General features: G+C 41.2%; 12 protein-coding genes. 10 read left to right on the forward strand and 2 right to left on the reverse strand.

The genetic code is table 11. The features are described from left to right. Positions 1-98 precede the first annotated feature (98 nt). The 7 genes from V5M37_RS10765 to kduD all read left to right on the forward strand — a co-directional run bounded on the left by V5M37_RS10765 (position 99) and on the right by kduD (position 8,082). Positions 99-1,334 carry an MFS transporter gene (locus V5M37_RS10765; protein WP_423801914.1) on the forward strand — a complete coding sequence of 412 codons (1,236 nt, stop codon included), beginning with the start codon at positions 99-101 and terminating at the stop codon, positions 1,332-1,334. Between the two features lie 103 nt (positions 1,335-1,437). Further along, entirely contained in the window at positions 1,438-2,346 is a 909-nt protein-coding gene (locus V5M37_RS10770; protein WP_423801915.1) for a LysR family transcriptional regulator, read from the forward strand. A 160-nt stretch (positions 2,347-2,506) separates the two neighbouring features. Continuing rightward, positions 2,507-3,679 carry an acyl-CoA dehydrogenase family protein gene (locus V5M37_RS10775; RefSeq protein WP_423801916.1) on the forward strand — a complete coding sequence of 391 codons (1,173 nt, stop codon included), beginning with the start codon at positions 2,507-2,509 and terminating at the stop codon, positions 3,677-3,679. A gap of 28 nt (positions 3,680-3,707) precedes the next feature. Next, the gene (locus V5M37_RS10780; RefSeq protein ID WP_423801917.1) at positions 3,708-5,279 is read left to right on the forward strand and encodes a class I adenylate-forming enzyme family protein; all 1,572 of its coding nucleotides are present in this window, start codon (positions 3,708-3,710) and stop codon (positions 5,277-5,279) included. Between the two features lie 63 nt (positions 5,280-5,342). Then, positions 5,343-6,158 carry a sulfite exporter TauE/SafE family protein gene (locus V5M37_RS10785; RefSeq protein ID WP_423801918.1) on the forward strand — a complete coding sequence of 272 codons (816 nt, stop codon included), beginning with the start codon at positions 5,343-5,345 and terminating at the stop codon, positions 6,156-6,158. 267 nt (positions 6,159-6,425) lie between these two features. Further along, the gene (kduI, locus tag V5M37_RS10790; protein ID WP_423801919.1) at positions 6,426-7,256 is read left to right on the forward strand and encodes a 5-dehydro-4-deoxy-D-glucuronate isomerase; all 831 of its coding nucleotides are present in this window, start codon (positions 6,426-6,428) and stop codon (positions 7,254-7,256) included. A gap of 43 nt (positions 7,257-7,299) precedes the next feature. Further along, positions 7,300-8,082 (forward strand): 2-dehydro-3-deoxy-D-gluconate 5-dehydrogenase KduD, encoded by a 783-nt coding sequence (kduD, locus tag V5M37_RS10795; protein ID WP_423801920.1) that lies wholly within the window; start codon positions 7,300-7,302, stop codon positions 8,080-8,082. 486 nt (positions 8,083-8,568) lie between these two features. Here the strand turns inward: kduD and V5M37_RS10800 are convergent, their stop codons facing one another. Next, on the reverse strand, positions 8,569-9,834 hold the full coding sequence (locus V5M37_RS10800) for an erythromycin esterase family protein (protein WP_423801921.1): 1,266 nt from the start codon (positions 9,832-9,834) through the stop codon (positions 8,569-8,571). A gap of 586 nt (positions 9,835-10,420) precedes the next feature. Beyond that, positions 10,421-11,272 (reverse strand): chemotaxis protein, encoded by an 852-nt coding sequence (locus V5M37_RS10805; RefSeq protein ID WP_423801922.1) that lies wholly within the window; start codon positions 11,270-11,272, stop codon positions 10,421-10,423. Between the two features lie 204 nt (positions 11,273-11,476). Here V5M37_RS10805 and V5M37_RS10810 point away from each other — a divergent pair, with 204 nt between their 5' ends. The 3 genes from V5M37_RS10810 to V5M37_RS10820 all read left to right on the forward strand — a co-directional run bounded on the left by V5M37_RS10810 (position 11,477) and on the right by V5M37_RS10820 (position 13,840). Next, entirely contained in the window at positions 11,477-12,175 is a 699-nt protein-coding gene (locus tag V5M37_RS10810) for a pirin family protein (RefSeq protein WP_423801923.1), read from the forward strand. Positions 12,176-12,253: 78 nt separating this feature from the next. Then, positions 12,254-13,081 (forward strand): GNAT family N-acetyltransferase, encoded by an 828-nt coding sequence (locus V5M37_RS10815; protein WP_423801924.1) that lies wholly within the window; start codon positions 12,254-12,256, stop codon positions 13,079-13,081. Positions 13,082-13,177: 96 nt separating this feature from the next. Then, positions 13,178-13,840: a hypothetical protein gene (locus V5M37_RS10820; protein ID WP_423801925.1), complete on the forward strand. Its 663-nt coding sequence runs from the start codon at positions 13,178-13,180 to the stop codon at positions 13,838-13,840. Positions 13,841-13,987 lie beyond the last annotated feature (147 nt).

Below are 13,987 nucleotides of genomic sequence, written 5' to 3' on the forward strand. Positions count from 1 at the left end.
TTGAAAACGCTTCCTATTGGCCTCGGTTTTAGTGAATGGTGGGCCCTAGGTTTGCTAATGTTGTATTTTAAACTGAACTTAAAATGGAGTGAGTGGAAATGGAGATATATGCTAGTAAAAAACGGAAAATAATTATAAGCGGTCTTTTATTTGTAGGGATGGTTTTAAGCTTTTTTGACCGTGTCGCCATCAACGTAGCGGTGATCCCAATAGGCGATGAGTTCCACCTAAATACCTCTCAGACTGGTTTGCTGGTCAGTATATTTTTCATCAGTTACTCACTCATGCAGCCGCTTGGCGGATGGATGACGGACAAGTACGGTGCAAGAGTCATGATTACATTATCCCTGTTTGGCTGGTCTTTGTTTACCTTAATGACCGGTTTCGCTTGGTCCTTTGTATCTTTATTATTCATTCGATTTATTTTCGGATTGGGAGAAGGCCCTTTTTATCCGGCCAGTATGTCAACCATCCGGGATAACTTTCCTAAAGAAGAACGCGGCCGGGCCAATTCCTTTTTCCTATCTGCGCAAAATATAGGCGGAATCCTAGGTACAGCCCTTGCTGCTGCGATGATCGCTTCGTTCGGATGGAGAGGCATGTTTTCGGTCGCAGGTATATTGGGCATGATTGTTGCTATCGGTTTTTGGTTTATCTTAAAGCCTAAAGAAGCACACAAAACGAAAGTCACCCAAGTTCGAAAAAAGGTTCCTTTAAAGCTGTTATTAAAAATAGATAACATATGGAAACTCATCTCTTTTAAATTTTTATTTAATATTATTAACTATGGATTGATTACATGGATGCCAATCTACCTTGTAAAGGAAAAAGGAGTGGATTTAGTTCACGCCGGCAGTTTACTGGCTATCCCTTACATTCTTGGGTTCTTTATGTTTAATGTGAGCGGAGTGGTACTGGATAAATGGATGGTCGGCCGTGAGAAATACTTGGCCGCTGCCGGTGCACTTTTATGTGCAATTTTCCTATACTTTATGGCAAATGCTACGTCAGTCGCACAGTTTATTACGTATCTTACGTTAAATTCCATCGCTCTTTCGTTTTTCGGAACCGTTCTTTATACGATTATTATCAAATATTCACCAAAGGAACTTACCGGTTCGGTCTCTGGTGTTGTCACTTTTGCCGGTCAAATTGCCGGCGCAGTTTCTCCAACAGCAATTGGCTTGATCATTAGTTTATTTAAAGGCTCCTATAATGCGGCTTTCTGGTTTTTAGTCATTTCAGCGCTACTAGCAATGGTTATTGTCATTTCGATTAAAAATAATGCTTCACAATCATCAAAGGAATTTAAAAATGAATCGGCGGCTATTTAATTCTATTAAGCCAAATCCATCAGGCTATGCTTAAACTCTTTGATTGAATGGGCTTACAATTCGCGGTATGATTCTAGAAAGAGAAACAGAAGGGGAATCATCCATGAATATTGAACAATTGGAATATATCATTAAAGTTGCCGAAACACGTTCGATTTCTAACGCCTCGGAAAGTCTTCATATTTCCCAGGCCGGTATCAGTATGGCGATTACGAGCCTTGAAAAAGAATTAGGAATCAAGATCTTCAAACGGTCGAGATTGGGGACGATTCCGACTGAGGAAGGCATGGACATCATTCAAAAAGCCTATGAAGTAATGAGTAAGCTTGAGGAAATGAAGGACAGCGCCCAGGCACATTCGGACACAATTGAAAAAGAATTGCGCCTATCCTCTACACAGGGCCTGTTTCTGACAGTCCTGCCCAAATCGTTGGCTTTATTTAAGAAAAAGTATCCCGAAGTAAGAATTGTCATTGATGAAAAAGGCGGCCAAGAAATTATCCACGATGTTCTGCAAAATAAAATAGACATCGGGTTACTAAATATGCCTAAAGAAAATCCTAAAGAGGACGAACTGGAGTTTTGCAAACTGATGGAAGCAAAGGTGGTTGTAACTGTAGGCAGGAACTCCCCTTTAGCCGGCAAAAAAAGTATCACACCGCAAGAACTGCAGGATCAAACCCTGGTTTTTTACAATGGGCCGAATATGAAAGCTTATCTCGATGATTTTTTCGCAAAATATGGAGAACTGGATGTTTTGTTTTTAACCAATAATACAGAAGTGATTAAGAAAACAGTTGCAGAAGGCTTGGCGATTACCCTTTCCTATGAAATCGGGATCAACAGTGATCCTTATTACCTGAGCGGTGAGCTCGTCCCCATTCCATTGACGAATTTTCATCATGATTTAATGGAACTCGGATATGTGCGCTCAAAGAAACAGCACTTTTCCAAAGCAGCTAAAGAGTTTATTAAATGTCTTGAAGTATACACGACGACCTTAAAATACTAGTTCCCTATTTAAAAATAGGGGGCTTTTTTTATAAATTTAATATAATTTTTATTTAAGTAAATATAATAAATGGTTATTTTACTTAAAAATAATTTATAAATATAATTAATTTAAGATTTAAAATATTAAATAAAATTCTTTCTGAAAGAAGGGACCGAAAATGTTAATGACTGTGGGAGACGACTTGAAAACACTTCATGAAAAATTACGCAAGTTTATCCAAAATGAATTACTAACATATGAACAAGAGCAGCGCCTAAATGCGGAAGAAGACATCCCGATGGAGGCGATTAAGTGGGTCAGAAAAAGATCTAGAGAGTTAGGGTTCTATGGAATTAATCTGCCAAGGGAATATGGAGGCCAGGATATCAGTTTAAAAGGCCTTTGTCTGTTAAAAGAGGAATTGGCCCGATCCGGTGCTGTTTTATGGGGCCAGGTACTTGGAGAAATCGGCGGGCCGCTCCGAATTGGCCAGATGCTCGAAAGCTTTACAAAAGAGCAAATCGAAAAATATGTCATTCCCGTAGTTGCCGGAGATATCGGATGCTGTTTCGCGCTGACAGAACCTAATGCCGGTTCAGATGCGTTTGCCATTGAAACAACAGCAGTAAGAGCTGGAGATGACTACATATTAACAGGGAAAAAGCATTTTATCAGCGCTGCCCCTTATGCTGATTTTGCGATTGTCATAGCAAAAGAATTAGTAGAAGATGAGAAACCTAGAATTACAGCTTTCTTAGTTGATAAAAAGACACCGCAAAATGACGGTTTTGAACTCGGAAACATCCAAGTCCCGATTTCAGGAGAACGGATTCATGCTGAATTACTTTTCAATCAGTGTCGGGTGCCTGCCGCAAATATTATCGGTGCACCGGGAAGAGGCTTGTTGCTGGGCTTAAAGAGAATCAATACGAATCGCGCCTCTCATGCTGCCAGTTTCGTAGGAATGGCCCAGCATCTTCTAGATTTAGCAGTAGAACAGGCCAAAAAAAGGGTTCAATTCGGACGAACAATTGGTGAATTTCAAGCAATCCAGCATATGCTTGCGGAAATGGCCACAGAAACCTATGCGGCCAGAAGCATGGTCTATGATGTGGTGGAAAAAATCGACCGGGGCGAAGAAGAGCGGGCAGGGGCTTCCATGGCAAAGCTGTTTGCATCAGAAGTAAATAACCGTGTCGCCGATAAGGCCATTCAAATATTCGGCTCCCAAGGCTTGGTGAAAGGGCACCCGGTTGAAAAAATGTACAGAAGCTCGCGAATGTACCGAATCCTGACCGGAACTTCGGAAATTCAAAAAAATACAATTGCCAAGGAACTTTTGAGGGATTAATTCAATTTTTGTGGAGGGACGACTTATTATGCAGCAGACGACTTTTCAGGCATTGCTCCTTAAGGGATTAAGGAGATTCGCAGAACTCCCGGCAGTCACATTACTGCCGTCTGAGGAAACGCTAACCTATCGGGAGCTGTTAGAAAAAATAGAGCATGTTTCAACCTATTTACACAATTTAGGTGCCAGAAGGGGGACCCATATCGCTACCCTTATTTCCAATAGCCTAGAAGCGGTTATCTTTGGGCTTGCTGTCCAGCGGCTTGGCGCAACCTTAGTCCCGCTCGGCGAAAAGCTGGGAACAAGGGAAGTTGGTTTTATTTTGCGGGAAGCCAAACCGAAATTGGTGATCATGGCAACTAAGCCGCATGTTACGACCATTCTCGAATACTTGGAAGAGGAAAATGATCCTAATGTTCATGTGATCGGGCTTCCGGGCTTTGGTGTCGACTATCCAGAAAAATTTATGATATTCGAATGGCCTATGGAAAATAAAGATTTGGATTTCCCCGTATCGGCAGGGGAAGATATTGCACTTCTTTCTTACACTGGCGGGACAACAGGTACACCAAAAGGCGTCATGCATTCCCAGGCAGGTTTGGCTGCGGGCATCCTGTCTGCTGCGATAGAGGATCCAATTGATGACCGTGACCGGCTGCTGCTAAGTACACCAATCGTTCACGCGGGCGGCTCCCTGCTGTGGAGAGCCCTGATTTCCGGGGTCCATGTTTATGTCATGCGTGCTTTTGATGCAGAACATTTTATAAAGGCCACTAAAAAATATCAGGTTACTACTACATTTGTGGTCCCGACCATGCTGTACAGACTTCTCGACCAGGTGAAAACCATGGAATATGATGTCAGTTCCATGCGCAATATCTTTTATGGTGCTTCACCCATTTCACCCAAGCGACTTAAGGAAGCCTTCGAAGTGTTTGGTCCGATTATGCGCCAGCAATATGGCATGACAGAGTGTAATATCGTTATTTCCAGGCTATCAAAAAGTGCCCACTTTTGGGCCTATCACCATAACCAGGAAGTTTTGAAAAGCTGCGGCAAACCGTGCCTGTTTACTGAAGTTCGAGTAATTGACGATAATGGGCATGATGTGGGACAAAACGAAATGGGAGAGATTATCGTAAAATCACCTTCCATGTTGGTAGGCTACTACCAAAGGCCGGAACAGACCCAGGAAGCCATTCGTGATGGCTGGTTCTACACGGGAGATATTGGCAAGTGGGATGAATATGGATATCTTTATATTGTTGACCGGAAAAAGGATATGATCATTTCCGGGGGCATGAACGTCTATTCCTCTGAGGTTGAACGGGTCGTCAATCAGCATCCGGCGGTTGCCGTGAGTGCGTGTATTGGTGTTCCACATCCGGATTGGGGCGAGGCGGTCTGTGTCGTTGTTTCACTAAGAGCAGGAAGCAACTGCACGGAGGAGGACATTATTCAGTTCTGTAAGGAGCGCACTTCAAAGTATATGGTGCCGAAAGTGGTTTATTTCCAGGAGCAGTTCCCACTAACACCAATTGGAAAGATTGATAAGAAAGAATTGAAGAAAATGTATGCCCAAGGTTTACTAACCATTTAAATAGTATAAAAAACTGGGAATATGTTATTATTCCCGGTTTTCGTTCTTAAAGGAGGCATAAATATGGATATCTCAACAGGCCTGCTGCTTCTCTTAATTGGAATCATTGCTGGAGGATACGGAACCATTGTTGGGGCCGGCGGAGGATTTATTTTTGTCCCGGTGCTATTAATGGTTTTTCATTTAAAACCAGAGGTTGCAGCTGGTTCAGGTTTGGTAATTGTCCTAATCAATGCAATATCCGGCGTTGTAGGGTATGCCAGAAAAGGACAGATAAATTATCGGATGGGAATGACACTTGCATTTGGAGCATTGCCTGGTTCATTCATCGGATTTTGGCTGCTGCAATTATACTCTTCGAACTTTTTCTATATTCTTTTTGCGAGTATTCTAGTTTGTCTGGGCATATTTTTAATGATGAAAAATTCCTCGGTTACATTAAAGAGAAAACTAGCTATTTCAGAAGGAGATAGGGATGGTCTTTCTTTACATAAAGCAGAGATTGAATCAGTAGATATTCCCCTTGTTCAGTCAAAATGGCTGCTTCCTTTAGGTTTCATAATGGGGATTCTCTCAAGCTATTTGGGAATTGGCGGGGGCTGGCTGCTGGTTCCGATTTTAATTTATTTGTTTCATGTTTCTACTCACCAGGCAACAGCAACATCCATCTTTTCCTTATGCATATACTCATCTGCAGGTGTTCTTCTGCATCTTTATTATGGCAGTTTTGATTGGATGACGATCATCTGGGGAGGATTGGGCGTTATGGTTGGTGCTCAGCTTGGGGTAATTTTGTCACAAAAAATACCAGGTAAAGTGGTCCTTCAAATGTTATCTGTATTGCTAATCATCATTGGATTCCGAATGTACTTAAACTAATTTGGAAATCAAGCTTTTTGGAGCTGTCAATTTTTTGGTGGCTTCTTTTTTGTTTTGCAAGGATTTCTATTGACATGATCGAAAAATGTTAACGTTAACAATAAACGTTTACATATATTACTAGTTTTGATAGACTATAGATAAACGGTAAATGTTAACGTTTGCAAAGTATCTTAACAGTAGGAAGAATCCGCGTTTGACAAAACCTGCCGGCAAATGGCCGGCAGGTTTTGAAACAATAAATTTTTCATGAAGGAGTAATGAATAATGGAAACTCGTTATGCAATTCACCCCGAGGATATGAAGAAATACACAACGGAAGAATTAAGAAGGGAGTTTTTAGTGGAAACCCTATTTGAGCTTGGGCAGGTCCACTTAACCTATACACATAATGACCGGATGATTTTTGGAGGGGTCACTCCTGCTGAGCAAGAATTGACAATCAAATTGGATAAAGAGCTTGGAGTGGAGTATTTCCTTGAACGCCGTGAGCTGGGAATTATCAACATCGGCGGCGATGGTGCGGTTATTCTAGATGGGGTGGAATATGAGATGCAGGGAAGAGATGGCCTGTATGTCGGCAAGGGAACAAAGGAAGTCCTGTTCCGTTCCAATGATGCAAACAATCCGGCCAAATTCTATATCAACTCGACTCCAGCACATCATACCTATCCGACAGTCAAAATTGATATTAACAAGATTGTTCCCCTTGAAACGGGCGAGCCGGGCACATTAAATGAACGGAAAATTCACCAGTATGTCCACCCAAATGTTTGTGAATCTTGCCAGCTGCAAATGGGGTTAACGATGCTTGCGCCGGGCAGTGTTTGGAATACCATGCCATGCCACACCCATGAACGGAGAATGGAAGTCTACCTGTACTTTGATATGGAACCCGAAACACGTGTTTTCCACTTTATGGGTAAACCGGATGAAACAAGACACTTAGTGTTGAAAAACGAGCAGGCGGCCATTTCTCCTAGCTGGTCTATTCATACAGGTACAGCCACAAGCAATTATACATTTATTTGGGGTATGTGCGGTGAGAATATCACATACACTGACATGGATTTTGTGAAAATGGAAGATTTGCGCTAGTTTTTACGGCAGTATGAAAATATAAAAAAGCGAGGCTAATGACATGACGAATAATCTAAGATCCTTCTCTCTCGATTTTTTCAATCTAGCAGGAAAAGTCGCCATCGTTACAGGTGGGAACAAGGGACTTGGGCAGGCATACGCCGTTGCCCTTGCAAAATCCGGGGCCGATCTTTTTGTAGTGTCTCGCAGTGAAGATTGGAATGAAACAAAGGAGCTAATCGAAGAGACTGGACAGCGTGCGGTCTTTTTCAAGGCGGACTTAAGCGACAGGGCAAAAGTTAAGCAGGCAGCTGCAGAATGTATGAAAGAATATGGCAGGATTGATATTCTGGTGAATAACGCCGGTACTATCCGCCGTGCTCCTATCCTCGAGTATAAGGAAGAGGATTGGGATGCCGTAATGGAAATCAATCTTAATTCCATATACTTGCTCAGTCAAGAAGTGGCGAAGGTCATGGTGGAGCAAAGATCCGGGAAGATTATCAATGTTGCCTCCATGCTGTCATTCCAGGGAGGCAAGTTCGTTCCTCCTTATACAGCCAGCAAACATGCTGTTGCCGGCCTGACGAAGGCGTTTGCTAACGAACTGGCAGAATATAATATTCAAATTAATGCGATTGCACCAGGATATATTGCGACCGACAACACAGCGCCAATTCGGGCGGATGAAAAGCGCAATGCCGAGATTCTCTCCCGCATCCCGGCCGCACGTTGGGCGGCCCCGTCTGACTTAATGGGTGTTGTAGTATTCCTTGCAAGTGACGCCTCTAATTATATGAATGGCCATATCCTGGCGATTGATGGCGGCTGGTTGGCAAGATAATATCGCAACTGTATAAAGAGCCGCTCGTGGTGTAACAGGTTTTTTGTGAGGTGCTAAACGTTAAATTGCAGACCAAATCATTTAGCAAATTACATAAAATTTACAGGATAATTGTAGTAGTAAACATCATAGTAAAAAGGCTTAGAGATGCAAATATCTCTAAGCCTTTCTTGAATTTTTTTACTAGCACCCGTAAGTTGTACAAGTTCATTAGCCACTAAAGCGAGTTGGATAAATAAGCGGAGAAATTTCTCTTAATTATGAAATAGCACTGAAAATAGCTTAAATAGACGGAAAATTTCCGGCTATTGACTCAAAAAAACGCAAAATGCATATTTTTGCTTTGCTTAATCGGAAAACCTCCGCTTATATACCCCGAACCGATCTCTGTTCTGGAATTTAACCGAAAAACCTCCGCTTATTTTAAATATCACTGAATACATAATTAAGGATAAGACTTCATATGTTTCAAAAAAATAAGTGAACCTATACAAACACTCTTTCGACCGCGAGCGGCTCAAGTGCGGTTGTAGAATATATATAGATAAAGGCGTCATATCGTTCCGCCATTACTGATGGTACATAGTTTCCAAAGTGTTCATACCTTGGATCGTAAACAACTCCGATTGCACGGTGGCCAATCCTGCTGGAAAAATGCTGCCGAATGGTTTCGTTGAAAAGAAGTAGCTTGTCATGATTTCCGGCTTCGTGCATCAGGTCCTCCCAGCTACCTTTTTGGGCGGGAGGAACAATTATTCTTTTAAAATCTACACCCCATGAATCTGCTGCAATAACGGTCCCGCGATGGGTGCCAAATCCGACAATATAGACATTTTCCTGTCCTTCCTGTTCCCTTAATAGCTGCCCAACATTCACAAGTCCTTCATCCGCCATGTCAGTCGCTCGTGCGTCACCGACATGTGTATTGTGCTCCCAAATGATGCCTTTTGCGTTTTTACCATTATAGGAACCGATTTTGGTAATGACCTCCACCATATGCCTGTCGCGGATATTCCAAGACTCATTATCATTTACGACCATCGTCCGGTAATAGTTTTCGGCGTTAGCTGTGATGATTGCGTTAACTTCCAGGTTTAATTGGCCTTCTTCGGAGCTTGAATATTTCTTTTTGTTTGTCACAATATCTGTCAGAAGGTTAATGACCTCATCATGGCAGTCTTCTGCATAAAAGGAAGCCGATACGCCGTACATTTGCCCCTCGCGGTTAAAGGGTTCAAAGCAGGCGAATGCCTTTTTTGCTGCTTCGACGCTTGAAGAATTTGTTTTTTCAAGATATTTAATGATTTCGTCCATCGATTCCCATAAGCTATAAACATCGACTCCATAAAAGCCAATCCGTTGGTCTGTTGGCAGGTTATGATTGTAGTCCTTTAACCATTCAATCAAATCAATAATTTCTTCATTTGCCCACATCCATGTCGGCCAGCGGTTAAACGCGGCTAAAACCTCGCGGGCATTGGTATATTCGTTATCGTAACCCTTGATATAGCGGTTAACCTGTTGGCATGCCGGCCAATCACCTTCAACTGCAATAAATGTGAATCCTTTTTCTTGGATTAACCTTTTTGTTAGCTCCGCCCGAATCTTATAGAATTCAGAAGTCCCGTGTGAGGATTCTCCTAATAATACATATTTCTGGTGATTGATTTCCTCTATTAACGGCTGGAAGTTATTCATTTCTTTTAGTGGAATGGCGTGATTTTTAATGGCTTGAATTTGGTTTTCATTCATCTGAATATTACCCCGATTGTTTAATTGTATGTTGACATTATTTTTTATTTTTTTCAGTTTTGATTTGTTTTATCCGATAACAAGCATTATCGATAAAGGTTGCGGTTGTTATAAAACGTTTATAACACCTGAAGGAGGAAAAAAGTAGAAGTCCCGGTCGTTATGAAAGGCTCATAACACCCGAGGGAGGAAGGAAATAGAAGTCCCGGTCGTTATGAAAAGGTCATAACGCCCGAAGGAGGCAGCAAAAAGAAGGTCGGGTCGTTATGAAGTGGTCATAACGCCCGAAGGAGGAAGCAAAAAGAAGTCCCGGTCGTTATGAAGGGTTCATAACGCCTGAAGGAGGAAGCAAGAAGAAGTCCCGGTCGTTATAAAAAGGTTCATAACGCCCGAAGACGGAAGGAAAAAGAAGTTCCGGTCGTTATGAAGTGGTCATAACGCCCGAAGGCGGAAGCCAAAGTAAGTTCCAGTCGTTATGAGAAGTTCATAACGCCCGAAGGAGGAAACAAGAAGAAGTCCCGGTCGTTATAAAAGGCACATAACGCACGAACATATGAAACAAAGTGAATTTACGAGTCAAAACAAACTACCGATTATTTATATGCCTCCACGTCCGAACCAATCCATCCGCAATTCCTTCAATTACATCCTTGTCTCTAAAATAACTCATATGGCACAAAGGGTTCCAGCTTGTTAAAATATTTCCTACGTTTACCTGCCTATCCTCAGTAACCGCATTTTTATAAATGTCATTGATTGGTCGTAATGGATAGCCTAGAATATCGTCTTTATCATAAAAATTGATCCATTCACCGTTTAAGCCGGGATAGAATTCCTTCAGTTTGGGCGAAGGGATTTTGATGGGCTGGTCAAAGTTAAAATAACGCAGACTCCATAATGGAAGGGTAGTACCTAATGTATAAAAAAGCGTGATTGTATCCCCATTTTCTAAAGGTGAAAATTGACTCCCATCTACAGTGCCGTCATTTTCTTTATACTGCAAATCATAGAAATAATTACTCGTGATGACCGACCCTAAACTATGGGAAATCACGCATAATGGGGCATTCCCGCCGGCATTATTAGCAAGCTCACGAAGATTTTCGGCAATTTTTTCATGGACTCTTTCGTAATTATGCTTTGCTGACTCCACAGGCTGATAGGCGATGACATCTCCCATATAATGAATAAGAAAATGACGAAGTTTTTGATAATCCAACTTGTGGTTCAAAACGATTTTCTCATAAAGTTCTTCCTCTCTGTCCTCTAAAACCTCTGACCACTGTATGGGCTGGAATATCAGCTGGGAAGAAGGGTCTGTTACCAAATTTCCTATTTTCTTGGCAAAATTCTTTTTTAGCATGCCAATCATGCCTGAAGCAAAGTCCTTGTCTTGTCTGCCGATCCCATGAATAATGGCAACAGCTATTTTTTTCACGAAAGTCCACACCCCTTTAATGAAGGTTATAAGACAATATATTTAGTTTTTTTCAAAATAAGAAGGTCTTTATATCCGTCCATTTTAAATCAAGTGAGTATTTTGGCGAGTTTGACAAACACTAAGAAAAGTACTAGAATTATCTCGAATTCAAAATGATTTAAATTGAGATTTTAATAGAGACAATGAAGGAGGACCAATGATATGCTCAGAAAATTAGATAACGAAAAAATGGGAAGAAGTAATTTAGGCTGGCTAAATAGTATTTTCCATTTCTCATTTGCAGAGTACTATAATCCGAAAAATATCCATTTCGGGCAGTTGAGAGTCATCAATGACGACTTGGTTGCACCCGGTACTGGATTTAATCTTCATCCCCATAAAGAAATGGAGATTGTTTCTTATGTGGTGAATGGAGATCTTACACATGGAGACAGTATGGGAAACAAAAATACGGTTACCCGCGGCCATGTCCAATATATGAGTGCGGGGACAGGTGTCTTCCATAGCGAGCACAATCTTGGCAGCGAGACATTACGATTTTTGCAAATCTGGATTCTCCCAGATAGGGCGGGGCATGAGCCGAATTATGGTGATTACCGATTTAATTGGGAAGACCGGCACAACCAGTGGCTTCATATGGTTTCAAATAAGGAAGGGGACGCCCCAATCAAAATAAACCAGGATGCAAACATCTATTCATTGGAACTTGAAGAAGGCAAAGTAATCAGTTTTCCAGTTAGTGCAGGAAGACAAGCCTATTTGGTACAAATCGAAGGAAGCTCAACAATCAATGATCTTTCTTTAAATACGAGAGATGCCATGGAAATTGTTGAAGAAGATATTCAAATTAAAGCAAATGAAACATCCCATATCCTGCTAATAGAAATGAAAAAAGGCTGAGACACGTGCTCAGTCTTTTTGGTATACTCAAAATTAACTTATGGGTATGCAAATAATATATAGAAAGCAGGAAAATCTTTGAAAGAAATAACAGAACCGATTTCTTTACGAACAATAACTACCCCCGAGGAACTGGCTTTAGTCACCAACCTTGAACGCATTGTTTGGGCAGATGATGATCCCGTGCCTGTCAACCATTACGTTGCAGTAGTAAAAAACGGAGGGCTGGTCATTGGAGCTTTCCTGAATGAAAAACTAATCGGTTTCCAATACAGCTTTCCAGGCTTTAACGGCTCGAGCGTCTATTTATGCTCACATAGTATGGGGATTCATCCTGATTATAGAAGAATCGGGATTGGCGAAAAATTAAAACGAAAGCAGCGGGAAGTCGCCTTGGAAAAAGGCTACAAGCATATTGAGTGGACATATGATCCGCTTGAAACCGTAAACGGATATTTGAATTTAAGCAAGTTAGGCGGGGTTTGTAAGAAATATATTGAAAATTGCTATGGGGATATGCCCGATGTTCTTAATGCCGGCATGCCGTCCGACCGGTTTCTAGTGGAGTGGCGTATTGCCGAAGAAAAGGCTGAAGTGGACCCTGATGTGAACGAAACTGGTGACGTTCCACGATTGATAAATGTGATCTATGATGAGCTGGGATTTCCTGTGCCAGAGTCCGTCCACCTTGATTACGGAAATAAGGCAGAGCTTTTATATGTTCCAGTTCCGGGTAATATTCAGGAAATTAAAATCCAGCGGATGTCTCTCGCCTTAGAGTGGAGGATACGGACGCGGGAGGTATTCACCCATTACTTTAATAATGGCTGGATGGCAACATCCTTAAGGAAAAGTGATCAATCATCTCTTTATTATTATGTATTGCAAAAGGCGATTGAAAGATAAAAGTACAGTTGAAACCCGGCTACTCGTCGGGTCTTCTTTTTTTTATTGTTAAGGAAATCAGCCTCGAATAAAATGGTAAAAAGGGAGTGATAATTTATGAAGTCTCGTAAGATTGTTATGACTATTTTTTTCGGCTTGGTTGTAGTATTAGGATTTTACATTTATTCGATTTTTAACGGAACTCCTTGGGGTAAATACCAGCAAAAGCAGGTGATGCTTTCTTATTTGGATGCAAAATATCAAATGGATTTTTCTATTAAAAGTATGCAATATAATAGCCTTGGTTCTGGCTATTATGCAAAGGCCGCACCTAAACGCAATCCTGAGTTAGTTTTTGAGGTAGCTGTTTCACACGATTCAAATTCAGGATATGAAGATTTGTATCCCGCGGTTTTGTGGAATTCTCCTGAAGCTAAACCCATCAAAGAATATATTCTCCAACTGTTTCCACATCTAGAGCAATCCAGTTTTATCATCGACCGTCAATTGAGTGAGGACGTAGGTCCACATATACCGACATACAGGTCCCTTCATTATGATATGGGCTATCAAAGTGTATTGATTATCAATCTGCCAGAAGATTGGTATTTGAAAACTCCCGAAGAACAACAAATCTATATGGAAAATATTAAAAAGCTTGCAACCTATCTCCAGTCAATTCATTTACCTGTTCTTACGAGAATCTTCTTTCAAACGGAAGATTACAACAACCGAAAGGCTATCTTTATCACTGAAAAAGGGAAAATTGTTCAAAAATAATAGAACTATTAGAGCTGCCACGGTATCGTTAAGGCGGCTTTTTCGACATAAGGTTAATAATTTCACATATAACAATTCAAAATAAACTGAAATATATTATAATAAAACAAAAACAGATCCGATTTTTAACAAATTTTTCGGATAAAG

The sequence above is a fragment of the Neobacillus sp. SAB-20_R2A genome (genome assembly GCF_049568635.1).
GTDB classification, from domain to species: domain Bacteria; phylum Bacillota; class Bacilli; order Bacillales; family Cytobacillaceae; genus Neobacillus; species Neobacillus citreus.

Bases quoted from the DNA above. Each gene is read 5' to 3' on its own strand.
- V5M37_RS10820 (WP_423801925.1), top strand. From the start codon at position 13,178: ATGAAGTCTCGTAAGATTGTTATGACTATTTTTTTCGGCTTGGTTGTA.
- V5M37_RS10785 (WP_423801918.1), top strand. From the start codon at position 5,343: ATGGATATCTCAACAGGCCTGCTGCTTCTCTTAATTGGAATCATTGCT.
- V5M37_RS10770 (WP_423801915.1), top strand. From the start codon at position 1,438: ATGAATATTGAACAATTGGAATATATCATTAAAGTTGCCGAAACACGT.
- V5M37_RS10775 (WP_423801916.1), top strand. From the start codon at position 2,507: ATGTTAATGACTGTGGGAGACGACTTGAAAACACTTCATGAAAAATTA.
- kduI (WP_423801919.1), top strand. From the start codon at position 6,426: ATGGAAACTCGTTATGCAATTCACCCCGAGGATATGAAGAAATACACA.
- V5M37_RS10810 (WP_423801923.1), top strand. From the start codon at position 11,477: ATGCTCAGAAAATTAGATAACGAAAAAATGGGAAGAAGTAATTTAGGC.
- kduD (WP_423801920.1), top strand. From the start codon at position 7,300: ATGACGAATAATCTAAGATCCTTCTCTCTCGATTTTTTCAATCTAGCA.
- V5M37_RS10780 (WP_423801917.1), top strand. From the start codon at position 3,708: ATGCAGCAGACGACTTTTCAGGCATTGCTCCTTAAGGGATTAAGGAGA.
- V5M37_RS10765 (WP_423801914.1), top strand. From the start codon at position 99: ATGGAGATATATGCTAGTAAAAAACGGAAAATAATTATAAGCGGTCTT.
- V5M37_RS10800 (WP_423801921.1), bottom strand. From the start codon at position 9,834: ATGAATGAAAACCAAATTCAAGCCATTAAAAATCACGCCATTCCACTA.